Origin of the sequence: Bacillus sp. ME78 (assembly GCF_903970865.1) — a bacterium.
Classification (GTDB): domain Bacteria; phylum Bacillota; class Bacilli; order Bacillales; family Bacillaceae_G; genus Bacillus_A; species Bacillus_A cereus.
Genome location: NZ_CAJCKK010000016.1, coordinates 89,586 through 106,179, shown reverse-complemented (window position 1 = coordinate 106,179; position 16,594 = coordinate 89,586). Strand labels below are relative to the sequence as shown.

The following is a 16,594-nucleotide window of genomic DNA, read 5'->3' as shown; positions in this document are numbered from 1 at the left end:
GCTTACTATTTTATAAGTAGGTTATCGGCTTTTTTGAGTTTTTACGAGATGATGAGAAAGGTTTATAGTAGTGCTGGAGGTGATTGTTGATGCTAGCGGGGAAACAGTTGCTATTAGAAGAACTTTCTTCAGATTTACAGAGGGAATTAAATGATTTGAAAAAGAAGGGAGAGGTCGTCTGTGTACAAGGTGTAAAAAAGAAGGCTTCTAAATATGTATGTCAGCGTTGTGGAAATATAGAACAGCGGCTATTTGCGTCGTTTTTATGTAAAAGATGCAGTAAAGTGTGCACATATTGCCGGAAGTGTATAACGATGGGGAGGATAAGTGAATGTGCTTTACTTGTTCGCGGGATTGCTGAAAGAAAGAGAGAAAAGAATTTAAACTTGTTACGGTGGAGCGGAACGTTGTCTACTGGTCAGAATTTGGCGGCGCAAGGAGTTATAGAGGCTATTAAGCGAAAAGAATCATTTTTTATTTGGGCTGTATGCGGGGCTGGGAAAACAGAGATGTTGTTTTACGGTATTAACGAAGCGCTTCAAAAAGGAGAAAGAGTTTGTATCGCAACGCCGAGAACGGATGTTGTTCTGGAATTAGCACCGAGATTACAAGAAGTATTTCCATATATAAAGGTAGCGGCTTTATATGGAGGGAGTGTGGATAAAGAAAAAGATGCAGTACTAGTCGTTGCAACCACGCATCAATTATTGCGTTATTATAGGGCGTTTCATGTCATGGTTGTAGATGAGATAGATGCTTTTCCATATTGTGCAGATCAAATGTTACAGTACGCGGTAAAACAAGCGATGAAAGAAAGAGCGGCGCGTATTTATTTAACTGCGACTCCAGATGAAACGTGGAAGCGAAAATTTAGAAGAGGTGAACAAAAAGGTGTTATTGTTTCTGGACGATATCACCGTCATCCTTTGCCAGTTCCTTTATTTTGTTGGTGCGGGAATTGGAAAAAAAGCCTCATTCATAAAAGAATTCCTCGAGTTTTACTACAGTGGTTACAAACGTACTTAAATAAAAAATATCCTATTTTTTTATTTGTTCCCCATGTGCGATATATAGAAGAGATAAGCCTGTTGTTAAAGTCATTAAACAAGCGAATTGAAGGTGTACATGCGGAAGATCCGGGTAGAAAAGAAAAAGTAGCGGCTTTCAGAAAAGGAGAAATCCCAGTATTAGTTACAACGACAATTTTAGAGCGAGGCGTAACAGTAAAAAATTTGCAAGTAGCGGTTTTAGGGGCGGAAGAAGAAATATTCTCAGAAAGTGCACTCGTACAAATTGCGGGCCGAGCAGGGCGGAGCTTTGAAGCACCGTATGGAGAGGTCGTTTATTTTCACTATGGTAAGACAGAGGCGATGGTGCGCGCGAAAAAACATATTCAAGGTATGAATAAAAATGCGAAAGAACAAGGATTGATCGATTAATGCATTGTTTACTTTGTGATGAGTGTTTTGTAGAAACGGTTAGTTGGTACAATTTTTTTGTAAAGTGTCATAGAAAATATATATGTGATAGATGTGAGCAGAAACTTTCCTATATTATAGGAGAAATTTGCATGGAGTGTGGGCGGCCTTTAGAATATGTTCCTGCCTCATTTCAAGAAGACGGTATTTGTATAGATTGTCTAAGGTGGATGAAAGAGGCGAAGTATCGTTCTTTTAAAAACCGTTCGTTATATATGTATGATGATGAGATGAAAGAAATAGTAGCGCAGTTTAAGTTTCGGGGGGATGCAGAGTTAGTGCGCATTTTTTATCGTCCTTTTCGAAGTTTATTTCAAAAGTATTTTGCTAATGTTTCAACCGTTATCGCTGTTCCGCTTAGTAAGGAAAGGGAAGTTGAACGTGGTTTTAATCAAGCTGAGTTATTAGCAACTTGTTTACCTGTCAAAATTTCTTATCCATCATTAAGAAGAAGGGAAACAGAAAAGCAAAGTAAGAAGACACGTAAAGAAAGGGTGTCAGGAAGCAATCCTTTTTATTTTCAGGGAGAAGAGATGTTTTCTGGGCAACATATTTTACTCGTTGATGATGTGTATACGACTGGAATTACAGTTAGGCAAATCGGAAGTTTGTTATATGAAAGAGGGGCAAGGGAAGTATCTAGTTTGACACTTTGTAGAAGTTAATATGGCAGTGTCGAAAGGGATAATAAAAAGGCGATAAGTCTTCTTTGACTTCATATGTTGTCATTCGTTATAGTCAAAATATGGGGCGAATGCCCTGATTTTTAGAGTGAAGGGAATGGAATGAACATGCAAGGAAGAGTGAAATGGTTCAATGCAGAAAAGGGATTTGGGTTTATTGAGCGTGAAGATGGTGACGATGTATTTGTCCATTTTTCTGCTATTCAACAAGATGGGTATAAGTCATTAGAAGAAGGGCAACAAGTAGAGTTTGACATTGTAGATGGAGCACGTGGACCACAAGCAGCTAATGTTGTGAAACTGTAGGGGATATTGTTTTGGGAAGAGAAAGCTGCGTTTGTGGCAACGTTATATATATGTAGTAGAACCTCTTGTTTTTCGCAAGGGGTTTTTTGTTATAGGGTAAGTTGTCAAAAAGTTGTTTCTTTTCTGTAACGAATTGTCCACAGTTATATTCGTTATTCACGATGTTAATAGGATAAAATAAAGATAGAAACGATGCATCTTTTCATTTCAACAAAAAACGATAAAAAAATCGCAATTCCACTAATTTTTTTAAAAAAGTTAGAAGGAGTTTTTAAGCCAGTGTCGAAATTATAGTACATAGGCTTGAAAGGAGGAATTCATCTATGAAATTCAACATTCGTGGTGAAAATATTGAAGTAACTCCAGCATTAAAGGAATATGTAGAGAAAAAACTAAGTAAGTTAGAGCGTTATTTTGATACATTCCCAGAGATTAAAGTTAATTTAAAAGTATACTCTGACAAGCAACGTGTCGAGGTAACAATACCATTTACTGATTTATTACTTCGTGCAGAAGAAACTAATAGCGATATGTACGCTGCTATCGATTTAGTAGTTGATAAACTTGAGCGACAAATTCGTAAACATAAAACAAAGGTAAATCGTAAGTTACGTGAGAAAGGTTCTATGAAAACGAACTTTATCCTTCCAGAAGCAGTAGCTGTTCTGGATGCGGTAGAAGAGGATGAATTAGAACTTGTACGTACAAAACGATTCGATTTAAAACCGATGGACGTTGAAGAAGCGATCCTACAAATGGATATGCTAGGACATAATTTCTTCGTCTTCACAAATGCTGATACAAATGAAACTAATGTTGTATATGGCCGTAAAGATGGGAAATACGGTTTAATCGAAACTAAATAATAATTCAAAAGCGCAGCCGAATGAGGCTGCGCTTTTTTTGCTGGAAATAGATTTTTAAAAAACTTTTCTTAATTTAGAACGAGACATTCGGCCGATTGTTGTCATAGTTATAAGACAAGTGTTACAATTATCATTAGGTATATACATTTTAGTTTTTTTAATTAGGAGAAAAATTGGCATAACATACATTTGATTTTTATAACGACTGATTGTAATAGAGAAAAAGAAAAACAATCGGAAGTTTTATTTTAATAAAAGAGGAGCGTATTTCCTATGATCGGTATTTTAAAAAAGGTGTTTGATGTAAACCAACGCCAAATTAAACGTATGCAAAAGACAGTTGAGCAAATTGATGCATTAGAGTCATCTATTAAGCCACTAACTGATGAACAATTAAAAGGAAAGACGCTTGAATTTAAAGAACGTCTAACAAAAGGTGAAACAGTAGATGATCTACTACCTGAAGCTTTTGCAGTTGTTCGCGAAGCGGCAACTCGTGTTCTTGGAATGCGTCCATATGGCGTGCAGTTAATGGGGGGTATTGCCTTACATGAAGGGAATATTTCTGAGATGAAAACGGGTGAAGGTAAAACGTTAACATCTACATTACCTGTATATTTAAATGCTTTAACAGGAAAAGGTGTTCACGTTGTTACAGTCAATGAATACTTAGCACAACGTGATGCGAACGAAATGGGACAACTTCATGAGTTCCTTGGCTTAACGGTAGGAATTAACTTAAATAGTATGTCACGCGAAGAGAAACAAGAGGCTTATGCTGCTGATATTACGTATAGCACAAATAATGAGCTTGGATTCGATTACTTACGTGACAACATGGTTTTATATAAAGAGCAGTGCGTTCAACGTCCACTTCACTTTGCTATTATCGATGAAGTCGATTCTATTTTAGTCGATGAAGCGCGTACGCCGCTTATTATTTCGGGACAAGCTCAAAAATCAACAGAGCTATACATGTTTGCAAATGCATTTGTTCGTACGTTAGAAAATGAAAAAGAGTATTCATTTGATGTGAAAACGAAAAATGTAATGTTAACAGAAGATGGTATTACGAAAGCAGAGAAAGCTTTCCATATTGAAAACTTATTCGATTTAAAACATGTAGCACTTCTTCACCATATTAATCAGGCGCTTCGTGCACACGTTGTTATGCATCGTGATACAGATTATGTTGTACAAGAGGGCGAAATCGTAATTGTAGACCAATTCACTGGTCGTCTTATGAAAGGTCGTCGCTATAGCGAAGGTTTGCACCAAGCGATTGAAGCAAAAGAAGGTGTAGAAATTCAAAATGAAAGTATGACGCTTGCAACAATTACGTTCCAGAACTATTTCCGTATGTATGAAAAGTTATCTGGTATGACTGGTACAGCGAAAACGGAAGAAGAAGAATTCCGTAGTATTTACAATATGAATGTTATCGTAATTCCAACAAACAAACCGATTATTCGTGATGATCGTGCCGATTTAATCTTTAAATCAATGGAAGGTAAGTTCAATGCAGTTGTTGAGGATATTGTGAATCGTCATAAACAAGGGCAACCTATTCTTGTAGGTACAGTTGCAATTGAAACTTCAGAGCTTATTTCAAAAATGTTAACGCGTAAAGGTGTACGTCATAACATTTTAAATGCGAAAAACCATGCGCGTGAAGCAGATATCATTGCAGAAGCTGGTATGAAAGGTGCTGTAACGATCGCAACGAATATGGCTGGTCGTGGTACAGATATCAAGCTTGGAGACGATGTGAAAATCTTCGGTCTAGCAGTTATCGGTACAGAACGTCATGAAAGCCGTCGTATTGATAATCAGTTACGTGGTCGTGCTGGTCGTCAAGGGGACCCTGGTGTGACGCAGTTCTACTTATCAATGGAAGATGAATTAATGCGCCGATTTGGTTCAGATAATATGAAAGCAATGATGGATCGTCTTGGTATGGATGATTCTCAGCCAATTGAAAGTAAAATGGTTTCTCGTGCGGTAGAGTCTGCACAAAAACGTGTTGAAGGAAATAACTATGATGCACGTAAGCAGTTATTACAATACGATGATGTACTTCGTCAGCAACGTGAAGTTATTTATAAGCAACGTCAAGAAGTAATGGAATCGGAAAACTTACGTGGCATTATTGAAGGTATGATGAAATCTACAGTAGAACGTGCTGTTGCGCTTCATACACAAGAGGAAATTGAAGAGGATTGGAACATTAAAGGTCTTGTTGACTATTTAAATACAAACCTTCTTCAAGAAGGAGACATAAAAGAAGAAGAATTACGTCGCCTTGCTCCTGAGGAAATGAGCGAACCGATTATCGCGAAATTAATAGAGCGTTATAATGACAAAGAAAAGCTTATGCCAGAAGAGCAAATGCGTGAGTTTGAGAAGGTTGTTGTATTCCGCGTTGTAGATACGAAATGGACAGAGCATATTGATGCGATGGATCACCTTCGTGAAGGTATTCATTTACGTGCTTACGGTCAAATTGATCCACTTCGTGAGTACCAAATGGAAGGATTCGCGATGTTCGAGTCAATGGTTGCTTCTATTGAAGAGGAAATTTCTCGTTACATTATGAAAGCTGAAATTGAACAAAACTTAGAACGTCAAGAAGTTGTTCAAGGTGAAGCTGTTCATCCATCTAGCGATGGCGAAGAAGCGAAGAAAAAGCCAGTTGTAAAAGGTGACCAAGTGGGCCGCAACGATTTATGTAAATGTGGTAGCGGTAAAAAATATAAAAACTGCTGTGGTATTGTTCAGTAATATAGGGCGGTAGCTTTGGCTGCTTTGCAAACTTTTATATCAAAAATGTATAATTAAGAAGAATTAAACTCTCTCCGTAATAAGTGGAGAGAGTTTCCCTTGTTTTCATACGAAAGTAACAGCAATTACATAGAGGTGAAGGAAATGGAATTAGTAGAAATTAGACAGGAATTAGAGAAAATGGCTAAGCGATTAGCGGCTTTTAGGGGGTCTCTTTGACCTCCCTACTAAGGAGAACCAAATTGCAGAATTAGAAGAAAAAATGATGGGCGCAGGATTTTGGGATGACCAACAAGGCGCACAAGTTGTAATTAATGAAGCGAATGCGTTAAAAGATATGGTTGGAAGTTTCCGTCAGTTAGATGAGACGTTCGAAAATTTAGAAGTAACGCATGAGCTTTTAAAAGAAGAATATGATGAAGATTTACATGAGGAATTAGAATCAGAAGTAAAAGGCTTAATTCAAGAAATGAATGAGTATGAGCTTCAGTTACTATTAAGTGATCCTTATGATAAAAATAATGCGATTTTAGAATTACATCCAGGTGCAGGTGGGACTGAGTCACAAGACTGGGGTTCTATGTTATTACGTATGTATACACGTTGGGCTGAAAAACGTGGTTTTAAAGTAGAAACGGTTGACTATTTACCAGGTGATGAAGCTGGTATTAAGAGTGTAACTTTATTAATTAAAGGTCATAACGCTTACGGTTACTTAAAAGCAGAGAAAGGTGTACATCGTCTTGTACGTATTTCACCATTCGATTCTTCAGGTCGTCGTCATACATCGTTTGTATCTTGTGAAGTTGTACCAGAGTTCAATGATGAAGTTGAAATCGAAGTACGTACAGAAGATTTAAAAATTGATACGTACCGCGCAAGTGGAGCGGGTGGGCAGCACGTAAATACGACAGATTCAGCAGTTCGTATTACACATACACCGACAAATACAGTTGTAACGTGTCAGTCAGAGCGTTCACAAATTAAAAACCGTGAGCATGCGATGAAGATGTTAAAAGCGAAATTATATCAAAAGAAACTAGAAGAGCAACAGGCACAATTAGATGAAATCCGTGGGGAACAAAAAGAAATCGGATGGGGTAGCCAAATCCGTTCTTACGTATTCCACCCGTATTCTCTTGTAAAAGACCACCGTACAAATACGGAGGTTGGTAACGTACAAGCAGTTATGGATGGAGAGATTGATCCATTTATTGATGCTTACTTACGTTCTCGCATCTAATAAGCGAAAAAAGCCAACAAAATTGTTGGCGCATGCTGAGGATATAGAGGATATAAGGCATTTGATTTTATTTTTATAGATGAAGTAAAGAGGAAGAGAAGTTGGAAACGACAACTTCTCTTTTTGATGGGATTATATGTAGATTACAATGCTGTATATTGTTTTGTAAAAAGTAGAGAATAGTAAAATAGAGCGGTAATAGGGTGAAGGTTTATATAGAACTTTTCTAATTTTCCTTTTAAAAAGGATTCTTTATAGAAGTTTTTTAAGTTGTTCACAGAATTGAAACAACTTATGAAAGCTTTATTTTATCAAGGTTCTCACTGTATTTTTGAGGAATATGAAATACACCTTAGTTTTTCTATATAAAGATAATGCTTATAATGAAAATGAGTGTGTTAGGAATAAAAAGAATATCAACAATGGGGAGCGATAGAAGTGAAAAAGAAATTGTTGGCTATTGCGCTAGGGACATCGGTTGTTTTTACTTTAGGAGCATGTGGAAATAAAGAAGAGAGTAAGTCTTCGAAACAGTCTGCAAGCACAGACAGCGCAGAACAAATTTTCCAAAGAAGTTGTGCTGGATGTCACGCAACAGATTTATCAGGGGCAACTGGACCTGATTTAAGAAAAGTGGGCGGTAAGTACGACGCCGCAGATATCGAAGAGATTATTAAAAAAGGCCGCGGTTCAATGTCACCAGGACTTATTCAAGGTGAAGATGCGAAAAAAGTATCTGAATGGTTAGCAGAACATAAATAAAAAAGGTGAAATGGACGAGTTGATAATATATTCAACTCGTTTTCCTTTTTCTGGAATGTAACATAACTGTAACAAAAATGTATCCAAATTGGAAACCGTTTGATGTTACAATGGGGTTTGTAGAATTTTGCTGAAATATATTACATAGAGTGGTATTGCTTATGAGAAAGCATAAGTAAACTACCTTCAACAAGGATGAATAAGTGAAAATGAAGGATGTCTTTTATTTTCAGATGTACAGAAAAGTATTTCGAAAAAAATCATTAAGTATTGGGTGATAAATAATGATAAAAATGACGAATGTTTATAAGGAGTACCCGAATGGTATGAAAGCCATTGCTGGTCTTACAGTTAACATTAAACAAGGTGAATTCGTATACGTAGTTGGACCGAGTGGAGCCGGAAAATCTACATTTATTAAAATGATGTATCGTGAAGAGAAACCATCTACAGGATCTATTAATGTAAATGGACTTACTATCGAAACATTGGCAGAAAGAGACGTTCCGTATTTTCGTCGTCAATTAGGCGTAATTTTCCAAGATTTTAAATTGCTACCTAAATTAACAGTATATGAGAATGTTGCGTTTGCTTTAGAAGTAATTGAAGAAGAACCGGATGCAATTCGTGAGCGTGTAACAGAAGTTCTAGGTCTTGTAGGCCTTGAAGATCGTGCAGACGCACTTCCAAGTGAGCTTTCGGGCGGGGAGCAACAACGTGTGGCTATTGCAAGAGCAATTGTAAATAGACCAAAGGTTGTAATTGCCGATGAGCCAACAGGTAACTTAGATATTGAAACAGCTCTTGATATTATGAATATTTTTACTCGCATTAATGAGCGCGGCACAACGATCGTTATGGCGACGCATAATGCAGATATCGTAAATACAATCCGTCATCGTGTAATCGCGATTGAAGGCGGAAAAATTGTTCGAGATGAGATTGAGGGAGGATACGGATATGAAGGCTAAGACCCTTAGTCGACATTTGCGAGAAGGTGTAAAGAATCTATCACGTAACGGATGGATGACATTTGCTTCTGTTAGTGCAGTAACAGTTACATTATTACTTGTAGGTGTCTTTTTAACAGCGATTATGAATATGAACCATTTTGCGACGAAAGTAGAGCAAGATGTAGAGATTCGTGTACACATTGATCCAGCTGCAAAAGAAGCGGATCAAAAGAAATTAGAAGAAGATATGAGTAAGATTGCAAAAGTAGATTCTATTAAATATTCTTCTAAAGAAGAAGAGTTAAAACGTTTAATTAAAAGCTTAGGTGATAGTGGAAAAACGTTTGAGTTATTTGAACAAGATAACCCACTTAAAAACGTATTCGTTGTAAAAGCAAAAGAACCAACAGATACAGCAACAATCGCGAAGAAAGTTGAAAAAATGCAGTTTGTCAGTAATGTTCAGTACGGAAAAGGGCAAGTTGAACGATTATTTGATACTGTAAAAACTGGTCGTAACATTGGGATTGCGTTAATTGCTGGTCTTTTATTCACAGCGATGTTCTTAATCTCTAATACAATTAAAATTACAATTTATGCTCGTAGTACAGAAATTGAAATTATGAAACTTGTTGGTGCAACAAACTGGTTTATTCGTTGGCCATTCTTGCTAGAGGGATTATTCTTAGGAGTATTAGGATCAATTATTCCAATTGGCCTAATTCTAGTTACGTATAATTCGTTGCAAGGTGTGTTTAACGAAAAACTTGGCGGAACAATTTTCGAGCTTCTACCATACAGTCCTTTCGTATTCCAATTAGCTGGTTTACTAGTTTTAATCGGTGCTTTAATCGGTATGTGGGGAAGTGTAATGTCAATTCGTCGCTTCTTAAAAGTATAAAAAGTTGCAAACATAATTCGTACAAGCTTATCATATAGTAGAAATAGGTAAAGGCATCACACACTGTGTGATGCCTTTTGCTACACCACCTGTGTGTTTTGGAAAGGGGAATTCCGCATTGAAACGTAGAGTTGCAATTATTGGAATGGTTGTTGCATTTTTAATTGGTGCTGGCGGAATGTTTGCAGGCATGTCTGTATTTGGGGTTACCCCAGCAGAAGTAACGCAAACAATTTCGAGTGGGAATGCTAGCACTGCGCAAGGGAATTTGGCAAAAATTAATGAGGCGTATGCACTAATTGATTCACGTTATGTGGAAGACGTGAAAGATGAAAAGTTAGTTGAAGGTGCAATACAAGGTATGTTGTCTACGCTGAAGGACCCTTATTCCACGTATATGGATAAAGAAACAGCCAAACAGTTTAGTGAATCGCTTGATCCTGAATTAGAGGGGATTGGGGCTGAGGTGAACAAGACGGACGATAAGCTTATTATCGTATCGCCAATTAAAGGTTCACCAGCAGAAAAGATAGGAATTAAACCGAATGACCAAATTTTATCTGTAGATGGAAACAGTGTGAAAGACTTATCACGTGAAGAAGCGGTATTAAAAATTCGTGGTAAAAAGGGAACGACTGTCGCAATTGAAATTAAACGTGCGGGAGTAACTGATCCGATTGTATTTAAAATTAAGCGTGAAAAGATTCCAATCTTTACAGTGTTTAGTTCTGTGAAGCAAGAGAGTGGAAAAGATATCGGTTATATGCAAATCACTTCTTTTGCTGAGAATACAGCGAAGGAATTTAAGGATCAGTTAAAAGAGTTAGAGAAGAAAAATATAAAAGGCTTAGTTATTGACGTGCGTGGTAATCCTGGTGGCTATTTAAATAGTGTAGAAGATATACTAGGGGAAATTATGACGAATAAAAAGCCAATGCTACAAGTAGAGCAGCGAAATGGTGAGAAGAAGAAATTCTCTACGGAACTGAAAGAGAGAAAACCATATCCAATTTCAGTATTAATTGATAATGGAAGTGCTTCTGCTTCAGAGATTTTAGCGGGTGCGCTGAAAGAAGGGGAAGGATACGATTTAATTGGTGAAAAAACATTTGGTAAAGGTACTGTCCAGCAAGCTGTTCCATTTAAAGACGGCAGCAACATTAAATTAACGATGTTTAAATGGTTAACACCGGATGGGAACTGGATTCATAAAAAAGGAATCGCACCAACAGTAGAAGTGAAGCAACCAAATTATTATCATGCGACACCAATTCAAATTGAAAAAACACTTTCATACAATTCAAATGATGTACAAGTAAAACATGCTCAAGAAATGCTTAAGAGCTTAGGGTATGTACCAGGTCGTGAAGATGGATACTTTAGTAAAGAGACAGAATCGGCGCTGAAAGCATTCCAAAATGCGAATGAGATGGAAGCGACAGGACAGCTTGATAAAAAGACAGCTGAAGCGATTCAAACTAAAATTATCGAAAAAATCCGTTCTGGAGAAAATGATTTACAATTACAGTCAGCATTAAAGTTAATGGCAAAATAAGAAGAAATACAGGCAGTTTGCTGCCTGTATTTTTTTGTGTTAAACAAACGTTTGTTTAGTTGTGATAATATAAAAAGAAAGAATGATATAAATGGTGGTGAATGAGTTCGTGGAGGCGTGGATTTTTGAAATAATGCGGGCAGTTGGACGTTTTTTCTTACACCCTGCTGTCTATATATTTGTAATAAGTAGTATCTTCGTTGGATACTTACGTATGTTAAGAGAACGAAAAGATTTTTCTTTTAAAGTTTATGATATTTGGTTTGAACTGCGAACCTCTCTATTTGCAGGGATTGGATACGGATTAGTAGTATCTATTATTACGATTGGGCTTGGACTTGTTGTTTCTAAAGCAAGCTTATGGGCCATTTTAATTTGGACATTACTATTTGGATTAACGGCTATGTATCGATATTTATCGGCAGCTTATACATTTAGCATTGCGATTGTATGTGTTCTATTATCTTCTAAGCTACCAGTTTCCTTCTTACAGCTTCGAGAAGGTGAAGAGAGTACCATTGTATCCCTTGCTATTTTACTAGGCGTTATGCTTATTGTAGAAGGCTTATTGATTTCTAAAAACGCGGTAGGATACTCTACACCGAAGATTAGGAAGGGGAAGCGTGGATTAAAGATTGGTTTACACGACTCAAAGCGTTTATGGATCGTTCCTATTTTTATTCTTGTACCGGGTGATGCGGTAACGCAGTTTATTTCATGGTGGCCTGTCGTTTCAATAGGTTCAAATACATATTCTCTATTCCTCGTTCCATTTTTAATTGGGTTTATGAGAAAGATTAAAAGTTATGAGCCGACGGAAGCTTTATTATTTACAGGAAGACGTGTTTATGGATTAGCAGGACTTGTGCTCGTTTTAGGAATCGCAAGTTACTGGTGGCACGTACTTGCAATTATCGCGATGGGAGTCGCGATGCTTGGGCGTTTCACAATTTCGATGCAAGAGAAAATTGCCGATGAAACAAGACCAGCGTATTTTGCTGCACGCAATGATGGGCTCATTGTACTAGATACAATTCCAAATACAATTGGAACAGAGCTGAAATTACTGCCTGGAGAAATTATTACGAAAGTAAATGGAGTCATTCCAAAAAGCGCTGAGGAATTTTATGATGCGCTTCAAACGAAGACGACAGGAGCATTTTGTAAATTAGAAGTATTAGATACAAATGGTGAGCTTCGTCTTGCACAAACTGCATTATATGCTGGTGGACATCACGAATTAGGTATTGTATTCGTTGAACAGGAGCATGAGTGGGATTCAGAAGCGATGTAATAGAAGGAATGGTATCACCTTGTGGTGGTACCTTTTTTTGTTTTTTGGGGGGAGGGTAGTTAGTAAATGAAATTTATATCGGCGATTTTGCAAATATATCAGCGTAACTCGAAATATATCGGCGATTATTCGAATATATCGACTTTCCGGCCAAAAACGACAGCTATCGCAAAGCTTATTTTCAGTTTCATAGACGGATAACTTGAATAATTATTTGATAATGGTTATCATTTAGGGAGTCTTTTTAATTTTGGAAAATGGAGGTAAGATATGCTGCGTAAATTTTTCTCGTACTATAAACCGTATAAAGGTTTATTTATACTCGACTTTTCTTGTGCGGTTGTCGCAGGATTATTAGAACTCGGCTTCCCGCTTATCGTAAATCAATTTATTGATAAGTTATTGCCAGGGCAAAACTGGACGCTTATTTTATGGGCTTGTTTCGGTTTACTCGCAGTTTATATGTTAAATGCAGGCTTACAATATGTCGTTACATATTGGGGACATATGCTTGGTGTTAACATTGAAACAGATATGAGGCAGAAATTATTTGATCATATTCAAAAGCTATCATTCAGATTTTTTGATAATAATAAAACAGGTCATTTAATTTCGCGCCTTACAAACGATTTAATGGAAATTGGGGAAATTGCTCACCATGGACCAGAAGATTTATTTATCGCCGTAATGACTTTAGTTGGGGCATTCTCATTTATGATGATGATCAACTGGAAGTTAGCGTTATTAACGTTCTTCGTCATTCCATTCCTATTATGGTTAGCACTTTACTTCAATAAAAAAATGACAGGTACATTTAGACGTTTATTCTCAGACGTTGCTGATTTCAATGCATGTATTGAGAACAACGTTGGTGGTATTCGCGTTGTACAAGCATTCGGAAATGAAAAGTTTGAGAAAGAGCAATTCGCTGTGAACAACGCTCGTTTCCGTACAACGAAATTAATGGCGTATAAAATTATGGCTTTAAATTCATCGATTAGTTATATGCTCATGCGTCTCGTAACGCTCTTCGTATTAATATGCGGTACATGGTTTGTTCTGCAAGGAGAATTAACATACGGTGGATTTATCGGATTCGTTCTATTAACGAATATTTTCTTCCGTCCAATTGAAAAAATTAACGCGGTAATCGAAAGCTATCCGAAAGGAATCGCTGGTTTTAAAAGGTATGTAGAGCTTCTTGAAACAGAGCCTGACATTGTAGACTCTAAAGATGCAATGGAAGTTAAACAGGTACATGGTGATATTCAATATAACAACATTACGTTCGGATATGAAAATAAAGAACCGATTTTAAATGATATTAGTTTGAACATACATGCAGGTGAAACGGTTGCGTTCGTTGGACCATCAGGAGCAGGGAAAACGACGTTATGTAGCCTATTACCACGTTTTTATGAGCAATCATCTGGATCAATTCAAATTGATGGTATTGATACGAAAGATATGACATTATCTTCACTTCGTAAGCAAATTGGAATTGTGCAGCAAGATGTGTTCTTATTCTCAGGAACAATTCGTGAAAATATTGCTTACGGGAACTTAAAGGCGTCAGAAGCTGAAATTTGGCAGGCAGTAAAACGTGCGCAGTTAGAAGACTTAATTTACTCACAACCAGACGGTTTAGATACTGTTATCGGTGAGCGTGGTGTAAAACTTTCTGGTGGACAGAAGCAGCGTCTAGCAATTGCTCGTATGTTCTTGAAAAACCCGCCAATTTTAATACTAGATGAAGCTACTTCCGCACTAGATACTGAGACGGAACTTGCAATTCAAAAATCACTTGCTGAATTAGCAGCTGGTCGTACAACGTTAGTTATCGCTCACAGACTTGCAACGATTAAAAATGCAGATCGAATCGTCGTTGTAAATAAAGACGGTATTGCAGAACAAGGTTCACATGATGAATTAATTGAGCGTGGCGGAGGATACAGTAGGTTATACGAAGCTCAGTTTAGTTCGTAAATATAATTTGTACTGAATTAGTGCACCATAAGTAGGTAAAAATCTCATATGGGAGGAAATAAAGTATGATTGTAACAACAACGTCTACAATTCAAGGAAAAGAAATTATTGAGTATATCGATATCGTCAATGGAGAAGCGATTATGGGCGCGAATATCGTTCGTGACCTCTTCGCTTCTGTCCGTGACGTTGTCGGCGGTCGTGCGGGTGCTTATGAAAGTAAATTAAAAGAAGCGCGCGACATTGCAATGGAAGAGATGAAAACTTTCGCAAGACAAAAAAATGCAAATGCAATTGTTGGTATCGACGTGGATTACGAGGTAGTTCGCGAAGGAATGCTAATGGTTGCTGTGAGCGGGACTGCTGTCCGTATCTAAAATGAAAAGCCGTGCTGATGCACGGCTTTTTGTATTCTATGTCGAAGATTCAATATTTCTTGGGAAATGTGGAATGCCCCGTCGATATATAGGGAAGACATTAGAGTGCTTCTTTACATTTTTGAATTTGAGTTAATAATTTTGCGTATTCTTGTTCGAGAGATGTGATGTCATCGTGATGATTTGGAATGGAAATCCGGCCGATGACTTCTGTTAATTTTGTTTGTAATCGTAACAATTCTTGCTCAGTAACGTTTACAGAATCTCCGGTGGTTCTTTTTGTGTATTGCTCGTAATTACCGTGGAATACTCTTGGTTCACTCTCATCTACTTGTAGAATATGGTCTGCAACAGAGCGAATAAAGGCACGGTCATGGCTAATGAAAAGTATTGTGCCAGGATATTCTTGTAACATGGTTTCTAATTCTTCTTGCGTTGCTAAGTCTAAATAGTTTGTCAAACTTATTTCTATTTGCTATTTTTGAATTCGCTATTATAAATTTGTGCTTTTGCCAGCGCCTCAGCATCGTTTTTGATTTCATCTAATCCATTCGCATCCCCAATGATATATCCTTCAAATGATGAACCAACAAAATCGAAGATGTATTGAAACTGAGCAATAAGCGGCAATGCCTTCAGTTTTGGATTGTCTCCGCCAACGATGACAACATACATCTTTTTATCTTTCATTTTCTCTTTGAAATGAAGAGATGTATCGCGCAAGCTTTGTGACCAGCGATCAACAAAGTTTTTCATATGTCCACTCATTCCGTACCAATATAATGGTGTAGCAAAGATAATTGTGTCGTGCTCTAACATGCGTTTGGTTAACTGCTCGTAGTCATCATTTACAGGTTGGAATCCTTCTGCATCATGACGCTTATCTGTAATAGGATAGACTGTGTGATCACGTAAATAAATTTGTTCTGTTTCAATTCCATCAATCATCATATGTGTTAAAGCTTCCGTATTTCCGTTTTGTCTTGAACTGCCATGTATAACAAACATGTAATCATCCCTTTTCTTTTGCTTGTTTTAGGAGTGAAACGTGTTTTTGCAAATTCGTTTGGATGTTGGAAAGTAATGTGATTTGCTTTGTTACTTCATTGAGTTTATCTTCGTAAAGCGTAAGGATACTGCTGCACGGATTGTCGTACAGGTGCGGTTCAATTTCAAGGCAGCGCAGCATCCTTGCTGTCTCTTCTAAATTTAAGCCAATTTGCAAGTACATTTGAATAAGCTCCACTTTTTCGACGGCACTTTCATCAAAATCACGGTAGCCATTTGCGAGGCGCTTAGAAGGGAGTAATCCCTTTTCTTCGTAATGTCTTAGTGATCTTTCACTAACGCCAGTTTCTTTTGATAATTCTCCAATTCGCAATGTGTTTCACTCCTTTTACATGTATTGT

Annotated in this window: 17 protein-coding genes; 14 read left to right on the top strand and 3 right to left on the bottom strand. The window is 37.3% G+C overall.

What is annotated here, in order from left to right; all coding sequences use genetic code 11:
- The first annotated feature begins 89 nt into the window (after positions 1–89).
- From comFA to H6481_RS18080, 14 genes are all read left to right on the top strand, one after another.
- A complete protein-coding gene (gene comFA, locus H6481_RS18140) occupies positions 90–1,439 on the top strand; it encodes an ATP-dependent helicase ComFA (protein WP_182812577.1) in 1,350 nt (449 codons plus the stop codon).
- Positions 1,439–2,143 carry a ComF family protein gene (locus tag H6481_RS18135; RefSeq protein WP_071713846.1) on the top strand — a complete coding sequence of 235 codons (705 nt, stop codon included), beginning with the start codon at positions 1,439–1,441 and terminating at the stop codon, positions 2,141–2,143. The genes comFA and H6481_RS18135 overlap by 1 nt, the downstream gene beginning before the upstream one ends.
- Before the next feature lie 126 nt (positions 2,144–2,269).
- Complete coding sequence (cspC, locus tag H6481_RS18130) at positions 2,270–2,467, top strand: cold shock protein CspC (protein WP_001990088.1); 198 nt, start codon at positions 2,270–2,272, stop codon at positions 2,465–2,467.
- A gap of 323 nt (positions 2,468–2,790) precedes the next feature.
- Positions 2,791–3,333: a ribosome-associated translation inhibitor RaiA gene (raiA, locus tag H6481_RS18125; RefSeq protein WP_000671189.1), complete on the top strand. Its 543-nt coding sequence runs from the start codon at positions 2,791–2,793 to the stop codon at positions 3,331–3,333.
- A 273-nt stretch (positions 3,334–3,606) separates the two neighbouring features.
- Positions 3,607–6,114 (top strand): preprotein translocase subunit SecA, encoded by a 2,508-nt coding sequence (gene secA / locus H6481_RS18120; RefSeq protein WP_000579372.1) that lies wholly within the window; start codon positions 3,607–3,609, stop codon positions 6,112–6,114.
- Between the two features lie 144 nt (positions 6,115–6,258).
- Positions 6,259–7,357 (top strand): peptide chain release factor 2 gene (prfB, locus tag H6481_RS18115; RefSeq protein WP_096001455.1). Its coding sequence is split into 2 segments (ribosomal slippage): positions 6,259–6,330 and positions 6,332–7,357, totalling 1,098 coding nucleotides; the frame shifts between segments, so codons are not numbered across the junction.
- A 438-nt stretch (positions 7,358–7,795) separates the two neighbouring features.
- The gene (gene cccB / locus H6481_RS18110) at positions 7,796–8,119 is read left to right on the top strand and encodes a cytochrome c551 (RefSeq protein ID WP_000727975.1); all 324 of its coding nucleotides are present in this window, start codon (positions 7,796–7,798) and stop codon (positions 8,117–8,119) included.
- 284 nt (positions 8,120–8,403) lie between these two features.
- On the top strand, positions 8,404–9,090 hold the full coding sequence (gene ftsE / locus H6481_RS18105; RefSeq protein WP_000594319.1) for a cell division ATP-binding protein FtsE: 687 nt from the start codon (positions 8,404–8,406) through the stop codon (positions 9,088–9,090).
- Entirely contained in the window at positions 9,080–9,973 is an 894-nt protein-coding gene (gene ftsX, locus H6481_RS18100; protein WP_000645028.1) for a permease-like cell division protein FtsX, read from the top strand. The genes ftsE and ftsX overlap by 11 nt, the downstream gene beginning before the upstream one ends.
- Positions 9,974–10,043: 70 nt before the next feature.
- Positions 10,044–11,528 carry a S41 family peptidase gene (locus H6481_RS18095; protein ID WP_002094199.1) on the top strand — a complete coding sequence of 495 codons (1,485 nt, stop codon included), beginning with the start codon at positions 10,044–10,046 and terminating at the stop codon, positions 11,526–11,528.
- 91 nt (positions 11,529–11,619) lie between these two features.
- Positions 11,620–12,822, top strand: coding sequence for a PDZ domain-containing protein (locus tag H6481_RS18090; protein ID WP_182812574.1), 1,203 nt, complete (start codon positions 11,620–11,622; stop codon positions 12,820–12,822).
- A gap of 66 nt (positions 12,823–12,888) precedes the next feature.
- Positions 12,889–13,023 (top strand): hypothetical protein, encoded by a 135-nt coding sequence (locus H6481_RS28860; RefSeq protein WP_254906602.1) that lies wholly within the window; start codon positions 12,889–12,891, stop codon positions 13,021–13,023.
- A gap of 69 nt (positions 13,024–13,092) precedes the next feature.
- The gene (locus H6481_RS18085) at positions 13,093–14,808 is read left to right on the top strand and encodes an ABC transporter ATP-binding protein (protein ID WP_000944629.1); all 1,716 of its coding nucleotides are present in this window, start codon (positions 13,093–13,095) and stop codon (positions 14,806–14,808) included.
- Between the two features lie 65 nt (positions 14,809–14,873).
- Positions 14,874–15,185, top strand: a complete 312-nt coding sequence (locus H6481_RS18080) for a heavy metal-binding domain-containing protein (RefSeq protein WP_000637523.1) — start codon at positions 14,874–14,876, stop codon at positions 15,183–15,185.
- A 100-nt stretch (positions 15,186–15,285) separates the two neighbouring features.
- On the opposite strand, the gene H6481_RS18075 is transcribed toward H6481_RS18080, so the two are convergent.
- The 3 genes from H6481_RS18075 to H6481_RS18065 are packed head-to-tail and all read right to left on the bottom strand — an operon-like array spanning position 15,286 to position 16,566.
- Positions 15,286–15,645, bottom strand: coding sequence for a macrolide transporter (locus H6481_RS18075; protein ID WP_182812571.1), 360 nt, complete (start codon positions 15,643–15,645; stop codon positions 15,286–15,288).
- Positions 15,646–15,653: 8 nt separating this feature from the next.
- Positions 15,654–16,193, bottom strand: coding sequence for a flavodoxin family protein (locus tag H6481_RS18070; RefSeq protein WP_000497599.1), 540 nt, complete (start codon positions 16,191–16,193; stop codon positions 15,654–15,656).
- Between the two features lie 4 nt (positions 16,194–16,197).
- The gene (locus H6481_RS18065; protein ID WP_001219212.1) at positions 16,198–16,566 is read right to left on the bottom strand and encodes a MerR family transcriptional regulator; all 369 of its coding nucleotides are present in this window, start codon (positions 16,564–16,566) and stop codon (positions 16,198–16,200) included.
- Positions 16,567–16,594: the final 28 nt, after the last annotated feature.

Excerpts from the sequence above, each read along its gene's own strand:
- H6481_RS28860 (WP_254906602.1), top strand. The coding sequence starts at position 12,889 with ATGAAATTTATATCGGCGATTTTGCAAATATATCAGCGTAACTCGAAA.
- H6481_RS18070 (WP_000497599.1), bottom strand. The coding sequence starts at position 16,193 with ATGTTTGTTATACATGGCAGTTCAAGACAAAACGGAAATACGGAAGCT.
- H6481_RS18080 (WP_000637523.1), top strand. The coding sequence starts at position 14,874 with ATGATTGTAACAACAACGTCTACAATTCAAGGAAAAGAAATTATTGAG.
- secA (WP_000579372.1), top strand. The coding sequence starts at position 3,607 with ATGATCGGTATTTTAAAAAAGGTGTTTGATGTAAACCAACGCCAAATT.
- cspC (WP_001990088.1), top strand. The coding sequence starts at position 2,270 with ATGCAAGGAAGAGTGAAATGGTTCAATGCAGAAAAGGGATTTGGGTTT.
- H6481_RS18090 (WP_182812574.1), top strand. The coding sequence starts at position 11,620 with ATGGTGGTGAATGAGTTCGTGGAGGCGTGGATTTTTGAAATAATGCGG.
- ftsE (WP_000594319.1), top strand. The coding sequence starts at position 8,404 with ATGATAAAAATGACGAATGTTTATAAGGAGTACCCGAATGGTATGAAA.
- H6481_RS18135 (WP_071713846.1), top strand. The coding sequence starts at position 1,439 with ATGCATTGTTTACTTTGTGATGAGTGTTTTGTAGAAACGGTTAGTTGG.
- H6481_RS18085 (WP_000944629.1), top strand. The coding sequence starts at position 13,093 with ATGCTGCGTAAATTTTTCTCGTACTATAAACCGTATAAAGGTTTATTT.
- ftsX (WP_000645028.1), top strand. The coding sequence starts at position 9,080 with ATGAAGGCTAAGACCCTTAGTCGACATTTGCGAGAAGGTGTAAAGAAT.
- raiA (WP_000671189.1), top strand. The coding sequence starts at position 2,791 with ATGAAATTCAACATTCGTGGTGAAAATATTGAAGTAACTCCAGCATTA.
- H6481_RS18095 (WP_002094199.1), top strand. The coding sequence starts at position 10,044 with ATGCCTTTTGCTACACCACCTGTGTGTTTTGGAAAGGGGAATTCCGCA.
- comFA (WP_182812577.1), top strand. The coding sequence starts at position 90 with ATGCTAGCGGGGAAACAGTTGCTATTAGAAGAACTTTCTTCAGATTTA.